The organism is Pseudomonas sp. G11 (genome assembly GCF_029457515.1).
GTDB lineage: Bacteria > Pseudomonadota > Gammaproteobacteria > Pseudomonadales > Pseudomonadaceae > Aquipseudomonas > Aquipseudomonas gorinensis.
This window is the reverse complement of record NZ_CP120377.1, coordinates 1,381,631-1,402,413: the sequence shown is the minus strand read 5'-3', so window position 1 is coordinate 1,402,413 and position 20,783 is coordinate 1,381,631. Positions and strand designations below refer to the sequence as shown.

Annotated in this window: 17 protein-coding genes; 2 read left to right on the top strand and 15 right to left on the bottom strand. The window is 61.9% G+C overall.

What is annotated here, in order from left to right:
* Positions 1–351: 351 nt before the first annotated feature.
* Together P2T68_RS06355 and P2T68_RS06350 are read left to right on the top strand one after the other, a co-directional pair.
* On the top strand, positions 352–1,674 hold the full coding sequence (locus tag P2T68_RS06355; RefSeq protein WP_277379161.1) for an OprD family porin: 1,323 nt from the start codon (positions 352–354) through the stop codon (positions 1,672–1,674).
* A gap of 85 nt (positions 1,675–1,759) precedes the next feature.
* Positions 1,760–3,250 (top strand): sensor domain-containing diguanylate cyclase, encoded by a 1,491-nt coding sequence (locus P2T68_RS06350; protein ID WP_277379160.1) that lies wholly within the window; start codon positions 1,760–1,762, stop codon positions 3,248–3,250.
* Positions 3,251–3,433: 183 nt separating this feature from the next.
* Here the strand turns inward: P2T68_RS06350 and lpxC are convergent, their stop codons facing one another.
* From lpxC to rsmH, 15 genes are all read right to left on the bottom strand, one after another.
* A complete protein-coding gene (gene lpxC, locus P2T68_RS06345; protein ID WP_003171886.1) occupies positions 3,434–4,345 on the bottom strand; it encodes a UDP-3-O-acyl-N-acetylglucosamine deacetylase in 912 nt (303 codons plus the stop codon).
* A 112-nt stretch (positions 4,346–4,457) separates the two neighbouring features.
* Positions 4,458–5,654: a cell division protein FtsZ gene (ftsZ, locus tag P2T68_RS06340; protein WP_024073523.1), complete on the bottom strand. Its 1,197-nt coding sequence runs from the start codon at positions 5,652–5,654 to the stop codon at positions 4,458–4,460.
* A 75-nt stretch (positions 5,655–5,729) separates the two neighbouring features.
* Positions 5,730–6,992: a cell division protein FtsA gene (gene ftsA / locus P2T68_RS06335; protein ID WP_024073522.1), complete on the bottom strand. Its 1,263-nt coding sequence runs from the start codon at positions 6,990–6,992 to the stop codon at positions 5,730–5,732.
* A 15-nt stretch (positions 6,993–7,007) separates the two neighbouring features.
* Positions 7,008–7,874 carry a cell division protein FtsQ/DivIB gene (locus P2T68_RS06330; protein WP_069075283.1) on the bottom strand — a complete coding sequence of 289 codons (867 nt, stop codon included), beginning with the start codon at positions 7,872–7,874 and terminating at the stop codon, positions 7,008–7,010.
* A 3-nt stretch (positions 7,875–7,877) separates the two neighbouring features.
* Entirely contained in the window at positions 7,878–8,834 is a 957-nt protein-coding gene (locus P2T68_RS06325; RefSeq protein WP_069075282.1) for a D-alanine--D-alanine ligase, read from the bottom strand.
* Positions 8,831–10,276, bottom strand: coding sequence for a UDP-N-acetylmuramate--L-alanine ligase (murC, locus tag P2T68_RS06320; RefSeq protein ID WP_024073519.1), 1,446 nt, complete (start codon positions 10,274–10,276; stop codon positions 8,831–8,833). The genes P2T68_RS06325 and murC overlap by 4 nt, the downstream gene beginning before the upstream one ends.
* A complete protein-coding gene (murG, locus tag P2T68_RS06315) occupies positions 10,269–11,339 on the bottom strand; it encodes an undecaprenyldiphospho-muramoylpentapeptide beta-N-acetylglucosaminyltransferase (protein ID WP_024073518.1) in 1,071 nt (356 codons plus the stop codon). The genes murC and murG overlap by 8 nt, the downstream gene beginning before the upstream one ends.
* Positions 11,329–12,540 (bottom strand): putative lipid II flippase FtsW, encoded by a 1,212-nt coding sequence (gene ftsW, locus P2T68_RS06310; RefSeq protein WP_164484681.1) that lies wholly within the window; start codon positions 12,538–12,540, stop codon positions 11,329–11,331. The genes murG and ftsW overlap by 11 nt, the downstream gene beginning before the upstream one ends.
* An 8-nt stretch (positions 12,541–12,548) precedes the next feature.
* Positions 12,549–13,895 (bottom strand): UDP-N-acetylmuramoyl-L-alanine--D-glutamate ligase, encoded by a 1,347-nt coding sequence (gene murD / locus P2T68_RS06305; RefSeq protein ID WP_277379159.1) that lies wholly within the window; start codon positions 13,893–13,895, stop codon positions 12,549–12,551.
* 6 nt (positions 13,896–13,901) lie between these two features.
* Complete coding sequence (gene mraY, locus P2T68_RS06300; RefSeq protein WP_003171875.1) at positions 13,902–14,984, bottom strand: phospho-N-acetylmuramoyl-pentapeptide-transferase; 1,083 nt, start codon at positions 14,982–14,984, stop codon at positions 13,902–13,904.
* Positions 14,984–16,354, bottom strand: coding sequence for a UDP-N-acetylmuramoyl-tripeptide--D-alanyl-D-alanine ligase (murF, locus tag P2T68_RS06295; RefSeq protein ID WP_102624398.1), 1,371 nt, complete (start codon positions 16,352–16,354; stop codon positions 14,984–14,986). Before murF ends, mraY begins: the two co-directional genes overlap by 1 nt.
* Entirely contained in the window at positions 16,347–17,810 is a 1,464-nt protein-coding gene (locus P2T68_RS06290) for a UDP-N-acetylmuramoyl-L-alanyl-D-glutamate--2,6-diaminopimelate ligase (protein ID WP_024073514.1), read from the bottom strand. Before P2T68_RS06290 ends, murF begins: the two co-directional genes overlap by 8 nt.
* Positions 17,810–19,552: a penicillin-binding protein 2 gene (locus P2T68_RS06285; RefSeq protein WP_168232483.1), complete on the bottom strand. Its 1,743-nt coding sequence runs from the start codon at positions 19,550–19,552 to the stop codon at positions 17,810–17,812. The genes P2T68_RS06290 and P2T68_RS06285 overlap by 1 nt, the downstream gene beginning before the upstream one ends.
* Positions 19,552–19,845 carry a cell division protein FtsL gene (gene ftsL, locus P2T68_RS06280; RefSeq protein ID WP_003171871.1) on the bottom strand — a complete coding sequence of 98 codons (294 nt, stop codon included), beginning with the start codon at positions 19,843–19,845 and terminating at the stop codon, positions 19,552–19,554. The genes P2T68_RS06285 and ftsL overlap by 1 nt, the downstream gene beginning before the upstream one ends.
* Positions 19,842–20,783 (bottom strand): 16S rRNA (cytosine(1402)-N(4))-methyltransferase RsmH, encoded by a 942-nt coding sequence (gene rsmH / locus P2T68_RS06275; protein ID WP_085989259.1) that lies wholly within the window; start codon positions 20,781–20,783, stop codon positions 19,842–19,844. Before rsmH ends, ftsL begins: the two co-directional genes overlap by 4 nt.

Genomic DNA, 20,783 nt, shown 5'->3' with positions numbered 1-20,783 from the left:
CCCGCTCGCCACAACAAGCCCGCTCGCCACAGGTGACTGTTTGCTCGTTCTATCTTTTAACTGACAAGTATTAGGGCTTGGCCCTCACTACTGTTGCGATTTCGGCAACAGTCATTATCTTGTTACACTCTGTATCGTACCGCTCGCCTGCGTTAATTTGACGCATCGATGAGCGCGACGGCAAAGACAGCTGACCCGCTTACCCGAATTTCCCTCGACATATTTCCAGGGCTCTACACTGGGAATCTGTCTTAAAGCCGCTGACTTCAGCGGCTTTTTTTTGCCGTAAAAAAAGGCCAGGCACACCCCCACGACATTGGCCGTTTCCGATTGACCCAAGGAGCTCCACCGGTGAAGAACTCGCTGACGTTCACCCCGTTATTTCTCGCGATTACCGCAACGATCGTCCCTCTTGCCCATGCAGCAGACGCGCCTCCCGCCGACGGTTTTGTCGAAGGCGCCCACCTCAATATCAACACCCGCAACTACTACATGAACCGCGACCGTCGCGATCTTCATACCGATGACAGCAAGGAGTGGGGCCAGGGCTTTCTCGGCACCTTCGAATCCGGCTACACCCAGGGCACCGTTGGTTTCGGCCTGGACGCCCACGCCATGCTCGGCCTCAAGCTCGACGGGGGTGGCGGCACCGACGGTTCCAGCATCCTTCCGTATGGCAGCGGCAACGGCAAGGCACCCGGCTCGTTCTCCACGGCGGGCGGTACCTTGAAGATGCGGGCGTTCGACACCGAGGTGAAAGCGGGCGACCTGTTCCTCAACAACCCGGTGATTGCCGGCGGCATGACCCGCATGCTGCCGCAGACCTTCCGTGGCGTGAGCCTGGTCAACCACAGTTTCGACGGCTGGATGCTCGAAGGTGGCCGGGCCAGTTTCACCAAGCTCTACAACCAGAGCGGCCATCAGCGCATCGGCACCAGCTACGGCGCACTGCCGGACCACGCCGACAGCCAGCACCTGGATTGGGCCGGTGTGTCGTTCAGCGCCATCCCGGGTCTGACCAGCAATCTCTACGCCTCTGAACTCAAGGACGTGTGGCACCAGTACTACTACGACCTGGACTACACCTACGCGTTGAACGACCTGATCAGCCTCAATCCGGGTCTGCACTATTACCACACCCAGGACACCGGCCAGTCGCTGCTCGGTGCCATCGACAACAACACCTACAGCCTGCATTTCACCGTGGGCGTGGGCAACCACAGCGTCACCGCCGCCTACCAGCGGGTCAACGGCAACACGCCGTTCGACTACATCACCCAGGGCGACAGCGTGTACCTGGACAACTCCCAGCAGTACTCGGACTTCAACGGCCCCAACGAACGCTCGTGGAAGCTCAAGTACGCCTATGACTTCGTCGGCCTCGGCATGCCGGGCCTGACCTCGGCGGTGTCCTACATCAGCGGCAAGACCGACCTGACCAAGGTCGACCCGCAAAGTCGTGGCTACAGCGCCTGGTACAGCGCAGACGGCAAAGACGCCAGGCACTGGGAACGGGATGTCGACCTGAAGTATGTGGTGCAAGGCGGCAAGGCCAAGGACCTGGCGGTGCGCCTGCAATGGGCGACCAACCGTGGCGGCCGGGGTTACTCGGCGGTGGATCGGGATGTGGATGAGTACCGGGTGATCGTCGACTATCCGATCAACGTGTTTTGACGCGCACAGTTTCTTTTTAACCAAGTATTTAATTTTCATCGGGTAGAACTAAACTGCCAGCATCGTCACCGCTGAAGTCTGCCCGATGAGCCCACGCCCTACTCGCACCTCACCTGCACACCCCGAACTATTGCTGATGCTGGGCAGCGGCCTCACCGTCGTCCTGATTGTGATCATCGTCGCCGCACTGTTGATCCGCGAACACGCCAGCACCTTGCAGGCGGCCAAGCGTTCAACCACCAACATTGCCCAACTGATCAATGCCGATGTACTGCGAAACGTCGAGTTGTACGACCTGGCCCTCAAGGGACTGATCACCGCCACGCAACGTGAGGACCTGTCACAGGTTGCCGCGAATATCCGACACCTGGTGCAGTTTGACTTGTCCATGGCGGCACCTTTCAAGGGTGAGGTGCTGTTGTTGGATGCCACCGGAGCGGTGATCGCCGACTCCTCGACCCTGCAGCCCACTCCGCGCAATTTTGCCAATCGTGATTATTTCCAGGTGCATGCCAAGGACGCCCAGGCGGGCTTGTTTATCAGCCGACCGTTCAAGATCCATTGCGACTGCGACCAGGTCTGGCGCATGGCATTCAGCCGGCGCGTGTCGGGGCCCAATGGTGAGTTCGCCGGCGTCGCGGTCGCCACCATGCGCCTGGCGTATTTCGACCAGTTGTTCAGCACCCTGACGATCGGCAACGGCAGCAGCGTCAACCTGCTGAACAACAAAGGCATCCTGCTGGCCCAGCAACCTTTGCTTGAAAGCGACATGATCGACAAAGACCTGAGCGAGCGACCGAACTTCAAACGCATGCTGCGCGATGGAAGCGGCAGCTTCCAGGCCATCTCCGCCATCAGCGGCAAGGAGCGCCTGTACACGTTCACCAATGTCGGCGAACTGCCGCTGATCGTGGTGGTGGCGCTCCCCAGTGAAGACGTATTTGCCCCCTGGAAACGTGTCGCGCTGCTCACCAGCGGCGCCACGGGCATCCTGTGTATCGGCCTGTTGTGGCTCACCTGGATGCTGCGCCGGGAACTGCGCCGGCGCTATCGTGCGGAGAGAGTGCTGTCAGAACAAGCAGCCACCGATGCCCTGACGGGCCTGCCCAACCGCCGCGTCCTTGACGAGCGCCTGCGTCTGGAATGGGATCGCGCCCAACGCTCCACAGAACCGCTGACACTGCTGATGATCGACGTGGACCACTTCAAGGCGTTCAACGACCGCCATGGCCACAGTGGCGGCGACGAAGCGTTGCGCACCGTGGCCCAGGTGATCGGCAACAATATCCGCCGCCCGGCTGACCTGGCGGCGCGCTATGGCGGGGAGGAATTCGCGGTGGTGCTGCCCGACACCGACGCCAAGGGCGCCTGGCTGATCGCCGAGCATATCCGCAGCAGCGTCGAGCACTTGCCACGGGTGGCGGAAGATGAACGGCCGATTACCGTCAGCATCGGCATGAGCACCTGGGACAAACGCAGCCGCATGTCATTGGAGGCGTTGATGCTGAGTGCGGACCAGGCGCTGTATGAAGCCAAGCACAGTGGCCGAAACTGCATTGTCGATGCCGCAACCTAGCCCCTGTAGGAGCGAGCTTGCTCGCGAAGAACGTCAACGATAACGCGGGCACCAGGTTTATTGCGGCGCACTCAGGTTTTTCGCGAGCAAGCTCGCTCCTACAGGGGGCGGCGCTGTTGCAACGGACATAAAAAAAGGCCACCCGAAGGCAGCCTTTCAAAACTAAAGAAAGAGAGTTGTTACTTACACCGCCGCAACGGGACGCATGTAAGAGATCGGTGCGGTGCTGGCATCTTCGAAGGTCACGACTTCCCAAGCGTCTGTCTGCTCAATCAACTTGCGCAGCAGCTGGTTGTTAAGGGCGTGGCCCGACTTGAAGCCTTTGAACTCGCCTATCAGGCTATTGCCCAGCAGGTAGAGGTCACCGATTGCATCGAGGATCTTGTGCTTCACGAATTCGTCTTCATAGCGAAGGCCGTCTTCGTTCAGTACACCATCCGCGTCGACCACAATGGCGTTTTCAACGCTGCCGCCGAGTGCGAGGTTGTGCTTGCGCAGGTACTCGATGTCACTCATGAAACCAAAGGTACGGGCGCGGCTGACTTCTTTTACGAACGAAGTGCTGGAAAAATCCACGCTTGCACTTTGGGTGCGGTCACGGAATACCGGGTGGTCGAAATCGATCTCAAAGCTCACTTTAAAGCCTTCGAACGGGACGAAGGTGGCGCGCTTGTCGCCGTCTTCTACTGTCACTTCCCGCAGAATGCGTATGAACTTCTTGGCTGCGTCCTGTTCTTCCAGGCCGGCAGATTGAATCAAGAATACGAAGGGTCCAGCGCTGCCATCCATGATCGGGACTTCGGACGCGGAGAGCTCGACGTAGGCGTTATCGATGCCCAAACCGGCCATGGCCGAGAGCAAGTGCTCCACCGTGTCCACTTTGACGTCACCGTTGACCAACGTGGTCGACATCGTGGTTTCGCCAACATTTTCCGCGCGAGCAGGAATCTGCACCACAGGGTCCAGGTCGGCACGCACAAACACGATGCCGGTGTCGACAGGTGCAGGCTTGAGGGTCAGGTATACCTTCTCCCCGGAGTGCAGACCTACACCTGTGGCACGAATAATATTCTTCAGGGTGCGTTGTTTAATCATGGCTTGGACCGCTTCAGCGCAAATTGCGAACTGGTATCAACAAAGGCTGGCGATAATAGCAGACCAGACCTTTGCTGAACACCAATCACCTTCATAGCCCTGATACATTCCATTAATCGGCCTGACGACGCAGGAAAGCCGGGATGTCCAGGTAGTCCAGGTCATCTTGCGGATTCGGGCTACGGGACGCCGCAGCACCGGCCTGAGCCTGGTTGCGCATCACGGTCGGACGATCCAGGTCACGGTAGTTCACCGACGGCAGTTCCTGGCGCGAAGGCGCTGGAGCGGCAGCCGACTGGCTGGCGTGGCTGGTATGAACGGTATTGTCGATGACCTTCACAGGCTTCTCGATTTTCGCGCCCAGGCCAGTTGCAACCACGGTCACGTGCAGTTCATCGCGCATGTCCGGATCGATAACGGTACCGACCTTGACCATTGCGTGCTCGGAAGCGAAGGCTTCGATGATGCTACCCACGTCGGAGTACTCACCCAGGGACAGGTCAGGACCGGCGGTGATGTTCACCAGGATGCCGCGTGCGCCTTGCAGGTTCACGTCTTCCAGCAGCGGGTTGCGGATGGCCGCTTCAGTGGCTTCGCGTGCACGGTTCGGACCGCTGGCGCAGCCAGTGCCCATCATCGCCATGCCCATTTCGCTCATGACAGTACGTACGTCGGCAAAGTCGACGTTGATCATGCCCGGGCGCTTGATGATGTCGGAAATACCGCGAACGGCACCGGCCAGTACATCGTCAGCCTTGGCAAACGCGGACAGCAGGCTCGCGTCCTTGCCCAGGATGGTCAGCAATTTCTCGTTGGGGATGGTGATCAACGAGTCAACGCTTTCAGACAGCAGACGGATACCTTCGTCGGCGATCTGCATGCGCTTGCGGCCTTCGAACGGGAACGGACGGGTCACGACGGCAACCGTCAGGATCCCCATTTCCTTGGCCACTTCGGCAATGATTGGCGCCGCACCGGTACCGGTACCGCCGCCCATGCCAGTGGTGATGAACACCATGTTGGTGCCTTGCAGCACTTCAGCAATACGCTCGCGGTCTTCCAGGGCGGCTTGACGGCCGACTTCCGGATTGGCGCCAGCGCCGAGGCCCTTGGTCACGGCTGTGCCCAATTGCAGGATGGTCCGCGCGCCGATGCTTTTCAGCGCCTGGGCATCAGTGTTGGCGCAGATGAATTCAACGCCTTCAATGTTGCTCTTGACCATATGGTTGACAGCGTTGCCGCCGCCACCGCCGACACCGATCACTTTGATGACCGGGCTGGCGGGGATGTTGTCTACGAGTTCGAACATGTTCCCTCTCCTTTCGTTTTCTCTAGTTTTTTCGCCTACTGCTTTCTTGCCGTGTTGCGGTGTTGCGGTAATTCGTTAGAAATTGCCTTTGATCCAAGCCTGCAACCGCTCGAACAACGGCGCTTTGGCCTCGTCGTCGCTGCGGTAGCTGTCTCGGTTGCTCGGGCCCGACAGGGAAATGCCATCGGTCTGCTTTTGCAGCCCGTACAACAGCAAGCCCACACCGGTGGAATAAATCGGGTTGCGCACGACATCGCCCAGGCCCTTGACGCCATGGGGCACGCCCAGGCGCACCGGCATATGGAAGATTTCCTCGGCCAGTTCGACCGCGCCTTCCATCTTCGAGGTACCACCGGTCAGCACGATGCCGGCCGGGATCAAATCTTCGTAGCCGCTGCGGCGCAGTTCAGCCTGGATCAGGGTGAAGAGCTCGTCGTAGCGTGGTTCGACCACTTCGGCCAAGGCCTGACGCGACAGTTCGCGCGGTGGACGGTCGCCCACGCTTGGCACCTTGATGGTCTCACCGGCACCCGCCAGCTTGGCCAGGGCGCAGGCGTAGCGAATCTTGATTTCTTCGGCGTACTGGGTCGGTGTACGCAGCGCCATGGCGATGTCGTTGGTGACCTGGTCGCCTGCAATCGGGATCACGGCGGTGTGACGGATCGCACCCTCGGTGAAGATCGCGATGTCGGTGGTGCCGCCACCGATATCCACCAGGCATACGCCCAGTTCTTTTTCGTCGTCGGTCAGTACCGAGTAGGCCGAAGCCAGTTGCTCAAGGATGATGTCGTCGATTTCCAGGCCGCAGCGGCGCACGCACTTCTCAATGTTCTGCGCGGCGTTGACGGCGCAGGTCACCACGTGGACCTTGGCCTCCAGGCGTACGCCCGACATGCCCAGGGGCTCGCGCACGCCTTCCTGGTTGTCGATCACGTAGTCCTGCGGCAGGGTGTGCAACACGCGCTGGTCAGCCGGGATCGCCACGGCCTGGGCGGCGTCGAGCACGCGCTCGAGGTCGGCCGAGCTGACTTCACGGTCGCGGATCGCCACGATGCCGTGGGAGTTCAGGCTGCGGATATGGTTGCCGGCCACGCCGACGAACGCCGAGTGAATCCGGCAACCGGCCATCAGCTGCGCTTCTTCAATGGCGCGCTGGATCGATTGCACGGTGGACTCGATGTTCACCACCACGCCCTTCTTCAGGCCCCGGGACGGATGCGTGCCAATACCGACGATTTCGATCGTGCCGTCTTCCCCGACCTCGCCCACCAGCGCCACCACCTTGGAGGTGCCGATATCGAGACCGACGATCATTTTGCCGCTTTGCACGTTTGCCATGGGTCCTGCCTCTTCTTAATTCTTCGCGACAGCGGGTTGCGCTGCCGTGGGCGCAGCCGGTTCACGCCAGCCGACGGCAAGGCCGTTGGCGTAACGCAGGTCGACGCTCGCAATGTTCGTAATCTGTTCTTTCAAGGTCTTGTCATAGATGGCGATGAAGCGGCGCATCTTTTCCACCAGGTGGTCGCGTCCCAGCAACAACTCGATGCCCGGGCCGGAACTGCCTGCCCCGGTCGTCAAAAACCAGCTGCCCCGCTCACGCAGTTCCAGGCGTGCAATGGAGAAGCCCAGTGGCCGCAGCATCTGGCTCAAGGCCTGGTACTGCTGCATCACTTGCTGTTGCGCCCGCTGCGGCCCGAACAACTGCGGCAGGTGTTCGTAGTTGGCCAGCTCACGCGGCGTGAACGCCTGGCCCTGGTTGTTCAACAGCGCTTCGTCACCCCAACGGGCCACGGGCAGTTGTTCTTCCAGGCGGATCGTCACCTGGTCCGGCCAGACGCGACGGACTTCGGCATGGGCGATCCACGGCATCTGTTCCAGCTCCCGGCGCATGCCGGCCAGGTCGATGGTGAAGAAGCTCGCGGCGAGGAACGGCCCGATGCGCTGCTGCACCGCTTGCTGGCTGATGTAGCTCAAGTCGCCCTGCACGCTGATCTTGGTGATCGGCCGGTCGGCATACGGCAATAGACGCTGTGCGCCTTCGTAAGTGCCGAAGCCCAGCACCACCAGCAGCACCGGCCAGAACAGCGCCTTGATAAAACCAAAGTTGGCTTTCGGCAGGCGCGCCGACATCGGCTCTTTAGCCACCATTCGACTGGCACCCCGTGGCACCGGCTTGCGGCCGGGTGCGGGGGGCTGATGACGAAGCGATGCGCCTTTCATGTCTTAGCCTCGAGCCTCAATGCTTGCTGCGAGAATGGCCAGCACCAACTGCTGGAAATCCAGACCGGCGGCGCGAGCGGCCATAGGGACCAGGCTGTGGTCGGTCATACCCGGTGCGGTGTTGACTTCCAGGAACCAGAAATTCCCTTGGTCATCCTGCATCACGTCTGCCCGCGCCCAACCGGCGATACCCAGCGCCTCACAGGCTTTCGCCGTGAGGTCCATCAATTCCTGTTCTTTGGTTGCGTCAAGGCCGCACGGGATCCGGTACTGGGTATCGGAAGCCAGGTACTTGGCGTCGTAGTCGTAAAAGGTGTGGGGCGTGCCCAATGCGATGGGCGGCAATACCTGGCCACGCAGGGTGGCGATGGTGAACTCGGGACCCTGGATCCACTGTTCCACCAACACTTGCGAATCGTAGGTACTTGCCGCTTTCCATGCGTCGATCAATTCGGCGGCCGAGTTCACTTTGGCCATGCCGATACTGGAGCCTTCATGGGCTGGTTTGACGATCAAAGGCAGGCCCAGTTCCTTGGCTGCGGAAATACAATCGTCTTCGCTGCACAGGACACTGTGGCGCGGGGTTGGAATACCCAGGCTGTGCCACACCTGCTTGGTGCGCAACTTGTCCATCGCCAGCGCGGAAGCCAGGATACCGCTGCCGGTGTAAGGAATGCCTGCGCACTCCAGCAGGCCCTGCATGCTGCCATCTTCACCGCCACGACCGTGCAGGATGATAAAGGCGCGGTCGATCTTCTCGGCCTGCAGGCGGGCGAGGAAGTCATCGCCCACGTCGATCCCGAACGCATTCACGCCAGCGCTTTGCAGGGCTTCAAGCACGGCATTGCCGGACTTGAGCGACACTTCGCGCTCGGCGCTCTTGCCGCCGAACAATACCGCCACGCGGCCGAAGTCGGCAGGCGCGATGGTAGAGAACAGGGCGTCGTAATTCACGGTCATTTCGACTTCCCCTGCGCGGCTGCAAACAGCGGGCTGGCGAGCAATTTCGGCGCAAGGCCGCCAATATCACCGGCACCCTGGCACAGCAGGATATCGCCGGCACGCAGCAGCGGCTTGACGATCGGCGCCAGGTCCACGCCGCGCTCGATGTAGATCGGGTCCAACTGGCCACGCTGACGGATGCTGTTGCACAGCTTGCGGCTGTCGGCACCCGGGATCGGCTCTTCACCGGCTGGGTAGACTTCCATCAAGAGCAGCACGTTGGCATCGGCCAATACATTGACGAAATCGTCGTACAGGTCGCGGGTACGGCTGTAGCGGTGCGGCTGGTAGACCATCACCAGGCGACGCTCCGGCCAGCCACCACGCACGGCCTTGATCACCGCGGCGACTTCGGTCGGGTGGTGGCCGTAGTCGTCCACCAGCATCACGTCGCCACCTTCCACCGGCAACTGGCCGTAGACCTGGAAGCGACGGCCCACGCCGGCAAAGCACGACAGGCCTTCGACGATGGCCTCATCGCTGACGCCTTCGTCAGAAGCGATGCAGATGGTCGCCAGGGAATTGAGCACGTTGTGGTTGCCCGGCATGTTCACCGACACGTCCAGTGGCTCGCGGTCGGGACGCAGCACGGTAAAGAAGGTTTGCATGCCTTCCTGGCGTACATTGATCGCGCGCACGTCGGCGTCTTCGCTGAAGCCGTAGGTCACGGTCGGGCGCTTGACCAGGGGCAGGATTTCACGCACCACCGGATCATCCAGGCACACCACCGCCAACCCATAGAACGGCAGGTTGTGCAGGAACTCGACGAAGGTTTTCTTCAACTTGTTGAAGTCACCGTCGTAGGTCGCCATGTGGTCGGCGTCGATATTGGTGACCACGGCCACCAGCGGTTGCAGGTGCAGGAAGCTGGCATCGCTTTCGTCGGCTTCGGCGATCAGGTAGCGGCTGGTGCCGAGCTGGGCATTGGTGCCGGCTGCATTCAGGCGGCCACCGATGACGAAGGTCGGGTCCAGGCCACCGGCCGCGAACACCGAGGCAATGAGGCTGGTGGTGGTGGTCTTGCCGTGGGTGCCGGCAACGGCGATGCCGTGGCGATAGCGCATCAGCTCGGCCAGCATCTCGGCGCGTGGCACCACGGGAATGCGGCGCTCAAGGGCGGTGGCCACTTCCGGGTTGGACGTGTTCACAGCGCTGGACACTACCAGCACGTCAGCCTCGGTGGCGTTCTCGGCGCGGTGGCCGATAAAAATCTGTGCGCCAAAGGACTTCAGGCGATCGGTGACCGGCGACTCTTTCAAGTCGGAGCCCGACACCTGGTAGCCGAGGTTCAGCAACACCTCGGCAATACCGCACATGCCCACGCCGCCGATACCGACGAAGTGGATGCGGCGGATGCGGCGCATCTCTGGTTGCGGCATGGCTTTCTGATTCTCAACCATGGGCCACCTCCAGGCAGATATCGACCACGGTGCGGGTTGCGTCAGGCTTGGCCAGGCGGCTTGCGGTGCTCGCCATGCTGTTGAGTCGTTCCGGTTGCATCAAAACCTCGGTCAGGCGTGCGGCCAAATCGGCGGCGCCAGTCGTTCTTTGCGGCAGCAGGAAGGCAGCGCCCTCCCCGGCCAAATATTCGGCGTTGCGGGTCTGGTGATCGTCGATCGCATGGGGCAAAGGCACCAGTAACGACGGCAGCCCGGCAGCGGCCAGTTCACTGACGGTCAGCGCACCAGCGCGACAGACCACCAGGTCGGCCCAGCCATAGGCATGGGCCATGTCCTTGATGAAGGGCTGCACATTGGCCTCCACACCTGCCTCGCGATAACGCGCGGCGGTCACTTCATCGTGATGCTTGCCCGCCTGGTGGAAGATTTCCGGGCGCAATTGCACAGGCAATTGCGCCACCGCTTCCGGCAGCAATTTGTTCAGCGGCTCGGCACCCAGGCTTCCGCCCAGGACCAGCAGGTGCGCCTTGCGCCCGGCCAATGCTTCACGGGCGATGGCCATGAACAGCTCGGTGCGCACCGGGTTACCGGTGGTGCGACGTTTGTCCGAGGCACTGAAGGTGTTGGGGAACGCTTCACACACCCGCGCCGCCAAAGGCACGAGCAAACGGTTGGCCGTGCCGGCCACGGCGTTCTGCTCATGCACGATCACCGGCACTCCCGCGAGCTTCGCGGCAACACCGCCAGGGCCTGTCACATAGCCGCCAAAGCCAAGCACACACACCGGCTTCAATTCACGAATGACCTTGCGCGCCTGCCACACCGCCTTGAGCAACACAAACGGCGCCTTGAGCAAAGACAACTTGCCCTTGCCACGCAGGCCGCTGACGTTGATCAAGTGCAGCGGCAGCCCGGCATTCGGCACCAGTTCGTTTTCGATGCCACGCGGCGTCCCCAGCCAGTGCACGGTGTAGCCACGGTTCTGGAATTCGCGGGCACAAGCCAGGGCCGGGAACACGTGGCCCCCGGTGCCGCCTGCCATGATCAGCACGTTAGCGCCCATGGGTCGGCTCCTCGGCGAAGTCGCTTTCGCTGAACTCCATCTCTTCGCTGCCCAGGTGGGTTCGACTCTCCCACTCGATGCGCAGCAATAACCCCAGGCAGGCGCAGCAAATTACCAACGAACTGCCGCCATAACTGAGGAACGGCAAGGTCAGGCCCTTGGTCGGCAGCAGGCCGACGTTCACACCGATATTGATCAGGAACTGGCCGATCCACAGGAACGACAAGCCATATGCCACATAAGCGGCAAAATACTGTTTGGCCTTCTCGGCCCACAGGCCGATGTACATGCCGCGCACACACACGAACACGAACAGCGCGACGGTACACAGCGAACCGACCACGCCCAGCTCTTCGGCGAGCACCGAAAACACGAAGTCGGTGTGCGCTTCCGGCAGGTAGAACTGCTTCTGCACGCTGTTGCCCAGGCCCACGCCCAGCCACTCGCCGCGCCCGAAGGCGATCAGCGCCTGGGTCAACTGGTAGCCGGAACCGAACTGGTCGGACCATGGGTCGGTGAAGGTGATCAGGCGCGCCATCCGGTAAGGTTGCGCTTGTACCAGCACGGTCACCGCAGCGACCGCCAGCACCACCATCAAGGTGAAGCGGAACAGGCCCACGCCGCCGAGGAACAGCATGGCCGCCGCGGCCCCCATCATCACGACGGTGGCACCGAAGTCAGGTTCCATCAGCAACAGGCCGGCCATGGGCAGCAGCACGATGAATGGCTTGAAGAAGCCCATCCAGCTTTCGCGCACTTCTTTCTGGCGACGCACCAGGTAACCGGCGAGGTAGATCACCACGAACACCTTGGCGATCTCGGACGGCTGCACGTTGAATGCACCGAAGCCGATCCAGCGCATCGAACCGTTCACCTCACGGCCAATGCCGGGCAGGATCACCATGACCAGCAAGCCGAAGGCACCGATCAGCATCAGCCAACCCAGGCGCTGCCAGGTGGCGATGGGGATCATCATGGTGACGATGCACGCGCCGAGGCCGATCACCAGGTACACCAGGTGACGGATCATCATGTACAGGGTGTTGCCCGATTGCACGGCGGCCACTTCGGAAGACGCCGAGGTGATCATCACCAGGCCCAGTCCGAGCAGCGCCAGGCAACCGGCGAGCATCGGGAAATCCAGGTCGATACCGCGCCCGGTAATAATCGGCGAAGGGTACGGCTTGATGATGTTGCGCAAGTTGATATTCATGCCAAGGCCTCCACGGCGCGAGCGAACAACTGGCCGCGCTCTTCGTAGTTCTTGAACATGTCGAGACTCGCACAGGCCGGCGACAGCAACACCGCATCGCCCGGCTGGGCCAAGGCCTTGCACTGGGCGATAGCGTCGTCCAGGGAGGTGGCGCGCACTTGCGGCACGGCGTCCCCCAAGGCGGCGGCGATCAGGTCGGCATCGCGGCCCATCAGCACCACGGCACGGCAATGGGCGGCCACCGGACCTTTAAGGTCCTTGAAGTCGGCGCCCTTGCCGTCACCACCGGCAATCAGCACCAGCTTGCCCTTGATATCGGCCCCCAGGCCTTCGATGGCGGCCAGTGCAGCGCCGACGTTGGTGGCCTTGGAATCGTTGTAATAGCTGACGCCATCGAGGTCACGCACCCATTGGCAGCGATGCTCAAGGCCGGCAAAGGAACGCAGGCTCGACAGCATGGCGTCGAACGGCAGGCCAACGGCATGCCCGAGCGCCAAGGCCGCGAGGGCATTGGACTGGTTATGCGCACCACGGATTTTCAGTTCGCGCACGGGCATCAGGTTCTGGAATTCGAAGGCCAGGTATTTCTCGCCGTTCTCTTCGCGGATGCCAAAGGCCTTGAAGTCGGGTTTGCCCAGGCCGAAGGTCCAGCACGGCAAGCCCTCGCCCATCAGCGGACGGCTCAGGGCATCCTGGCGGTTGACCACCACTTGCCTGGCACCGCGGAAAATCCGGTGCTTGGCCAGGTGATAGGCCGGCAGGCCGCTGTAGCGGTCCATGTGGTCTTCGCTGACATTCAATACGGTGGCGACTTCGGCACCCAGGTCGTGGGTGGTCTCCAGCTGGAAGCTCGACAGCTCCATGACGTACAGCTCGACGTCGTCGCTGAGCAGGTCCAGCGCCGGTGTCCCGAGGTTGCCGCCCACCGCCACGCGCTTGCCGGCCGCAGCCGCCATTTCGCCGACCAGGGTGGTCACGGTGCTTTTCGCGTTGGAGCCGCTGATGGCCACGATCGGCGCCTTGGCGTGACGCGCGAACAGGTCGATGTCACCGGACAGCTTCACGCCACGCGCGGCTGCAGCTTGCAGGGCCGGTGTCGCCAAGGCCAGGCCGGGGCTCACGTAGAGCTCATCGGCACGGCACAGAAACTCCACATCCAAGTCGCCACAACGCACTTCCACGTGCGGGTAGTCACGGCGCAGCGTGACCAGCTCCGGTGGATTTTCCCGCGTATCGGCCACGGCAAACGGCTTGCCCCGGTTCGCCAGGAAGCGAACCAGGGACATGCCGCTCTTGCCGAGGCCGACAACGATGCGGAAGTGGTCTGAAGCGATCAGGGACACTCGTTTCTACCTCAGTTTCAGGGTGGCAAGGCCGACCAGGACCAGAATCACGGTGATGATCCAGAAACGGACAATCACGCGCGGCTCAGGCCAGCCCTTGAGTTCAAAGTGGTGGTGAATCGGCGCCATGCGGAACACGCGGCGCCCGGTCAATTTGAAGGAGGCCACCTGGATGACCACCGACAGGGTTTCCATTACGAACACACCGCCCATGATGAACAGCACGATTTCCTGGCGAACGATCACCGCGATGGTGCCCAGGGCCGCGCCCAGCGCCAATGCGCCAACGTCACCCATGAAGACTTGTGCGGGATAGGTGTTGAACCACAGGAAGCCCAGGCCCGCACCAATCAATGCGCCGCAGAACACAATCAGTTCACCGGCACCCGGCACATAGGGGATCAGCAGGTATTCGGCGAATTTCACGTTACCCGACAGGTAGCAGAAGATGCCGAGCGCACCGCCGACCATCACCGTCGGCATGATCGCCAGGCCATCGAGGCCGTCGGTCAGGTTCACCGCGTTGCTGGAGCCGACGATGACGAAGTACGTCAGTACGACAAAGCCAATGCCCAGTGGAATGCTGGCGTCCTTGAGCATCGGGATGATCAAGGTGGTTTCCACGGCGCTTGGCGCGGTGGTGTAGAGGAAGATCGCAGCGGCAAGGCCGAACACCGACTGCCAGAAATACTTCCAGCGGCTTGGCAGCCCTTTGGAGTTTTTCTCGATGACTTTGCGGTAGTCATCGACCCAGCCGATAGCGCCGAACAACAGGGTCACCAGCAACACCACCCACACGTAGCGGTTGTGCAGGTCAGCCCAGAGCAAGGTGCTGATGCCGATGGACGACAGGATCAATGCACCGCCCATGGTCGGGGTGCCAGATTTGGACAGGTGCGACTGCGGGCCGTCATTACGAACCGATTGACCAATTTGCAGGTTCTGCAGGGTGCGGATCATCCACGGCCCCAGGAACAGCGACAAAGACAGCGCAGTCAGCACACCCAGGATCCCGCGCAGGGTCAGGTACTGAAAGACCGCGAAGCCTTTGTGGAACTGTTGCAGATACTCAGCCAGCAGCAGCAGCATTAATGTTTCTCCGTACTTGAGCCACACAAGGCCGCGACGACGTTTTCCATCACCGCGCTGCGCGATCCCTTGATCAAAATGGTTGTGTGTTTGTCGTGTTCAGCCACGCCCAGCGCCTGGATCAACTCGGCCTGGGTCGCGAAATGCCGCGCGCCAGGGCCGAAGGCCGCGACGGCGTGAGCCATGTGCGGGCCAACGGCGTAGAGGGCGTCGACTTTGTCGCTGGCGTAGACACCGACTTCGCGATGGGACTGTTCGGCCCAATCGCCCAGTTCGGCGATGTCGCCCAGCACCAGCACCTTGCGCCCGTCGAAGCCTTTGAGCAGGTCAATGGCGGCGCAGACCGAGGACTGGTTGGCGTTATAGGTGTCATCGATCACGCGCATGCCGTTGGTCGCCAGTTGCGCCACCGTGCGGCCCTTGACCGGCTGTACCGCGCCCAGGCCGGTGGCGATACCGAACAGCGAAACGCCCAGGGCGTAAGCGGCAGCGGCGGCAGCCAAGGCGTTGGCGACGTTGTGGTTGCCCAGCAGATTCAACTGCACATGCTCACGCCCTTGCGGAGTGTGCAAGGTAAAGGACGGGCAGCCACGGGCATCGACGGTGATGTCGGATGCATGGAAATCGGCCGTGGCGTTCAGCACGGCAAACGTCAGGACCTTGCGACCGGCGGCACGTACACGCCAGGTCTCGAAGGCCTTGTCGTCCAGATTCAATACAGCGGTGCCCGAGGCATCCAGGCCTTCGAGGATTTCCCCCTTGGCCTCGACGATTTTCTCCGGGCCGCCGAACTCGCCCACATGGGCAGTTCCGGCGTTGTTGATGATCGCGACGTGGGGTTTGGTCAGCGCCACGGTGTAGGCGATTTCGCCGATGCGCGAAGCGCCCAGTTCGATCACCGCCGCCGTGTGTTCCGGGGCCAGTTCGAGCAGGGTCAACGGTGCGCCGAAATCATTGTTCAGGTTGCCACGTGTAGCGAGCACCGGCCCGCGCGTACGCAGGACACCGGCGAGCAGCTCCTTGACCGTGGTCTTGCCGCTGGAACCGGTGATGGCGGCCACGGGTTTATCGAAGGCAGCACGGTTCAGCGCCCCGAGCTGGCCCAGGGCCAGGCGTGTATCGGCCACCAGCAATTGCGGCAAGGTCGAATCCGCCACTTCGCGCTGCACCAAAGCACCGACGGCGCCTTTGGCGGCGACTTCATTCAGGTAGTCGTGACCGTCGAAACGCGGCCCGGCCAGGGCGACGAACAATTGGCCCGGCTTGATTGCGCGGCTGTCGATGCTGACACCATTGAAACTGCAATCACCGGACAGCACACGGCCCGACAGGGGCTGGGTCAGTTCGCTGAACTTCATGGCTTTAAGCATGGGCGACCTCCCAGGCAGTCAAGGCGTGATCAGCCTCGACCAGATCGGAGAAGGCATGGCGTTGGCCGTTGATTTCCTGGTAATCCTCGTGGCCTTTACCGGCCAGGACCACCACGTCGTCAGCGCTGGCGCTGGCGATCAATTGGGCAATGGCCGCGCCACGACCGGCGACGAAGGCAACCTTGGACACGTCCTGGAAGCCTGCGCGGATGTCAGCGAAAATCTGGCTCGGGTCTTCACTGCGCGGATTGTCGTCGGTGACGAGTACACCATCGGCCAGACGCTCGACGATTTCAGCCATCAACGGGCGTTTGCCACGGTCACGGTCACCGCCACAGCCAAACAGGCAGAGCAACTTGCCCTTGGCGTGGGGGCGCAGGGCCAGCAGGACCTTTTCCAGCGCATCCGGGGTGTGAGCGTAATCGACCACCACCAGCGGCTGCGTGCCCCCACCCAGACGCTGCATGCGCCCAGCGGGGCCTTCCAGCTTCGGCAGCACGCGCAGAATTTCATCCAGGGCGTAATCCAGGCCAAGCAATGCGCCGACAGCGGCGAGGAGATTGCTCAGGTTGAAGCGCCCGAGCAGGGTGCTGCGCAAATGGTGTTCGCCTTGTGGCGTCACCAGCGTGGCACGCACGCCTTCGTCATTGAACTGGGCTTCGCGGCAATACAGATACGCGCTGGCGTCTTCCAGGCTGTAGCTGATCAGGCGAGCTTCGTGGTCCTCGGCAGCCAGTCGGCGGCCAAAGGCATCGTCCAGGTTGACCACCCGGCACTTGAGGTCATTCCAGGCAAACAGCCTGGCCTTCTCGGCGGCGTAGGCCTCCATGGTGCCGTGGTAGTCCAGGTGATCGCGGGACAGGTTGGTCATCACTGCCACATCAAAGGCCAGGGCCGTCACACGCCCCTGATGCAGGCCGTGGGACGAGACTTCCATGGCGACCGCCTTGGCTCCGGCCTTTTTCAGGTCAGCCAGCGTCGCTTGCACGGCAATCGGGTTTGGCGTGGTGTGCAGGCCGCTTTGCAGCGCGCCATAGAAGCCCGTGCCGAGGGTGCCGACGATGCCGCAATGCTGGCCCAACAGGTCGAGGGCCTGGGCGACCAATTGGGTCACGCTGGTCTTGCCGTTGGTACCGGTCACGCCAATCAGGTTCAAGTGGCGGCTCGGGTCACCATAGAAACGCCCGGCGATGTCCGACAGCTGCGCGGCCAGGCCCTTGACCGGAATCAACGGCACGTCAGTGATCGGCAGCACGGTCGCGCCTTCCACTTCATAGGCCACGGCCGCCGCACCGCGTTGCAAGGCATCGGCGATATGCGCACGGCCATCGTACTTGCCACCCGGCACCGCCAGGAACAGGTCCCCGGCGCGTACGTTGCGGCTGTCCAGGCTCAACTCGCGAATCAGCAGATCGCGACCGGCGTGGGCAAAAATCTTGTTCAGGCTCAAGGACATCAGCCGCGCCCTCCATTGGCTTTGGCAGCAGCGGCCGGTGGTCCGGCGTTCGCTTGTTGGGTCGGCGGCAGGTTATCCGGCGTGATGTTCATCAGGCGCAGGGTGCCCGACATCACTTTGCTGAACACCGGCGCCGATACCAGGCCACCGAAGTAACCGGCTTTGCTTGGTTCATCGATCACAACCACGATGGCGTAGCGCGGGTCGCTCATCGGGCCGAAGCCGGCGAACAGCGAGCGGTAGGAGTTCTCGGCGTAACCCTTGGTACCCACCGACGTCTTACGTGCCGTACCGGACTTGCCTGCCACGTGATACGCCGGCACCTGGGCGCGGAATACACCGCGCGGCGCTTCGATCACTTGTTGCAGCATGCCTTGCATGGTCTTGGCGACGTTTTCCGGGATCACCTGGGTGGCTTTCGGCGCTTCGTCAACGTGGATCAGGCTCAGCGGCACCATGCGGCCATTGTTGGCCAGCACCGAGAAGGCGTGGGCCAGTTGGATGGCGGTGACGGACAGGCCGTAGCCGTAGGAAAGCGTGGCCGTCTCGGCTTTTTTCCAGTCGCGATAGTTCGGCAGGTTGCCGACGCGCTCACCCGGGAAGTCGAGGCCGGTGGGTTGGCCCAGGCCGATTTTTTGCGCCAGGTGGTAGATGGTTTCGCCACCAATATCGAAGGCCACCTTACTCATGCCCACGTTACTGGAGTTGATCAGGATACCTGTCAAATCCAGCACCGGCCCTTCGGTACGGGACACGTCACGAATGGTGTATTTGCCCAACTGCAGGGTGCCTGGATACACCTCGACCTTGTCGCTGGGCTTCCAGCGGCCGGTTTCCAGGGCAGCACTCATGGAGATGGCTTTCATGGTCGAACCTGGCTCGAACACGTCGATCATTGCACGATTGCGCATCATCGCCGGTTGCAGGTTGCGACGGTTGTTCGGGTTGTAGGTCGGCTGGTTGACCATGGCGAGGATCTCGCCGGTCTTCACGTCCATGATCACCAGGCTGCCGGCCTTGGCGCCGTTCTCGATGATCGCGTTGCGCAGCTCGCGGTTGGCCAGGTATTGCAGGCGCAGGTCAATCGACAACGCCAAGGGCTTACCGGCCTTGGCGTTTTTGGTGACCTGGACATCCTTGATCAGTCTGCCGCGCCGATCCTTGATGACCTGTCGTTTGCCGGGGACCCCGGCCAGCCATTCATCGTAGGCCAGCTCCACACCTTCGCGGCCATGGTCATCAATGTCGGTAAAACCCACCATATGGGCGGTGGTTTCACCGGCCGGATAGAAACGACGGAATTCCTCGATGCCGTAGACACCGGGGACTTTAAGGTCGAGCACCTGCTGGCCCTGCTCGGGGGTCAGGCCGCGCACCAGGTAGATGAACTCTTTATTGGCCTGGGCTTCCAGGCGCTCGGCCAAGGCCTTCGGGTCCTGGCCCAGGGCGGCGGCGAGTTGCGGCCATTTGTCCTTGGCCACCTGCAGTTCCTTGGCGTTGGCCCACAGGGTAGTCACCGGGGTACTGACAGCCAGTGGTTCGCCGTTACGGTCAGTGATCAGGCCACGGTGCGCAGGAATCGGAATATGCCGCAGGCTGCGGGCATCGCCCTGGCCAATCAGGAAGTCGCGGTCAACCACTTGCAGGTCGATGATGCGCCAGGCGATCGCGCCGACCATCAGGGCCAACAAGCCCAGCACCAGACGGAAGCGCCACGGGTAAAGTGCACCTTCGAGCTTCATCATGGCGCCACCATGCGAACTTCGGCCGCGCCCGGGATGTGCATTTTCAGTTGCTCGGTCGCCAGCACTTCAATACGGCTGTGGGCCGTCCAGGTGCTCTGCTCCAGAATCAGCCGGCCCCACTCCGCCTGGGCTTTATCACGCACACTCAATTCCCCGTACAGGGTGTTGAGCAGTTGACGATTCCAGTGGGCGCTGTAGGACACCGCAATCGCGGACACCAGCACGCCGATAAACAGCAGCAGCATAAAAAAGCTGCCGCCCGGAAGGGGCTTGGCGAAAAGCTTGCTCACCGCAACTTCTCCGCGACACGCATGACAGCGCTACGGGAACGTGGGTTGGCCTTGAGTTCGGCTTCGGAAGCGAACTGCGCTTTGCCATGGATTTTGATTTTTGGCACGAAGGCTTCGAAACGCACCGGCAGGTTGCGCGGCAGGTTGTCGGACTCGCCCTTGACCAGGCGGCGCATGAACAGTTTGACGATACGGTCTTCCAGGGAGTGGAAGCTGATCACCACCAGGCGACCACCCACTTCCAAGGCTTCCAGCGCGGCTTCGAGGCCGGCTTCCAGATCGCCCAATTCGTTGTTGACGTGAATACGCAGGCCCTGGAATGCGCGGGTAGCCGGGTTCTTGCCCTTTTCCCAGGCAGGATTGGCGACTTTCAGCACTTCGGCCAGGTCGGCGGTGCGCTCGAACGGCTGGATTTCCCGACGCTCGACCACGGCACGGGCCATGCGCCCGGCGAAGCGCTCTTCACCGTATTCCTTGAACACGCGGGCGATTTCTTCCACTGGCGCGGTGGCGATGAACTGGGCAGCACTGACACCACGGGTCGGGTCCATGCGCATGTCGAGCGGGCCGTCGTTCATGAAGCTGAAGCCGCGCTCCGGATCATCGAGCTGCGGCGAAGACACGCCCAGGTCGAGCAAAACCCCGGCCACCTTGCCCGCCATGCCGCGCTCGGCAACTTCCGCGCCCAGCTCGGCAAAGCTGCGCTGCACAACGACAAAGCGGCCGTCTTCGGCCGCTAGCGCTTGCCCGGTGGCAATCGCTTGGGGGTCTTTATCGAATCCGAGGAGCTTGCCGTCGGGCCCGAGCTGGCTGAGTATCAACCGGCTGTGCCCGCCTCTGCCGAAGGTGCCATCCAAATAGCAGCCATCCGCGCGTACGGCGAGAGCCTCAACGGCTTCGTCAAGCAGTACGGTGATGTGGTTAAAGCCGCTATCAAT

Bases quoted from the DNA above. Each gene is read 5' to 3' on its own strand.
- ftsA (WP_024073522.1), bottom strand. From the start codon at position 6,992: ATGGCAAACGTGCAAAGCGGCAAAATGATCGTCGGTCTCGATATCGGC.
- mraY (WP_003171875.1), bottom strand. From the start codon at position 14,984: ATGCTGCTGCTGCTGGCTGAGTATCTGCAACAGTTCCACAAAGGCTTC.
- P2T68_RS06330 (WP_069075283.1), bottom strand. From the start codon at position 7,874: ATGAAAGGCGCATCGCTTCGTCATCAGCCCCCCGCACCCGGCCGCAAG.
- P2T68_RS06285 (WP_168232483.1), bottom strand. From the start codon at position 19,552: ATGAAGCTCGAAGGTGCACTTTACCCGTGGCGCTTCCGTCTGGTGCTG.
- P2T68_RS06325 (WP_069075282.1), bottom strand. From the start codon at position 8,834: ATGACCGTGAATTACGACGCCCTGTTCTCTACCATCGCGCCTGCCGAC.
- ftsZ (WP_024073523.1), bottom strand. From the start codon at position 5,654: ATGTTCGAACTCGTAGACAACATCCCCGCCAGCCCGGTCATCAAAGTG.
- murC (WP_024073519.1), bottom strand. From the start codon at position 10,276: ATGGTTGAGAATCAGAAAGCCATGCCGCAACCAGAGATGCGCCGCATC.
- murF (WP_102624398.1), bottom strand. From the start codon at position 16,354: ATGCTTAAAGCCATGAAGTTCAGCGAACTGACCCAGCCCCTGTCGGGC.
- P2T68_RS06290 (WP_024073514.1), bottom strand. From the start codon at position 17,810: ATGTCCTTGAGCCTGAACAAGATTTTTGCCCACGCCGGTCGCGATCTG.
- P2T68_RS06350 (WP_277379160.1), top strand. From the start codon at position 1,760: ATGAGCCCACGCCCTACTCGCACCTCACCTGCACACCCCGAACTATTG.
- lpxC (WP_003171886.1), bottom strand. From the start codon at position 4,345: ATGATTAAACAACGCACCCTGAAGAATATTATTCGTGCCACAGGTGTA.
- murG (WP_024073518.1), bottom strand. From the start codon at position 11,339: ATGGGCGCTAACGTGCTGATCATGGCAGGCGGCACCGGGGGCCACGTG.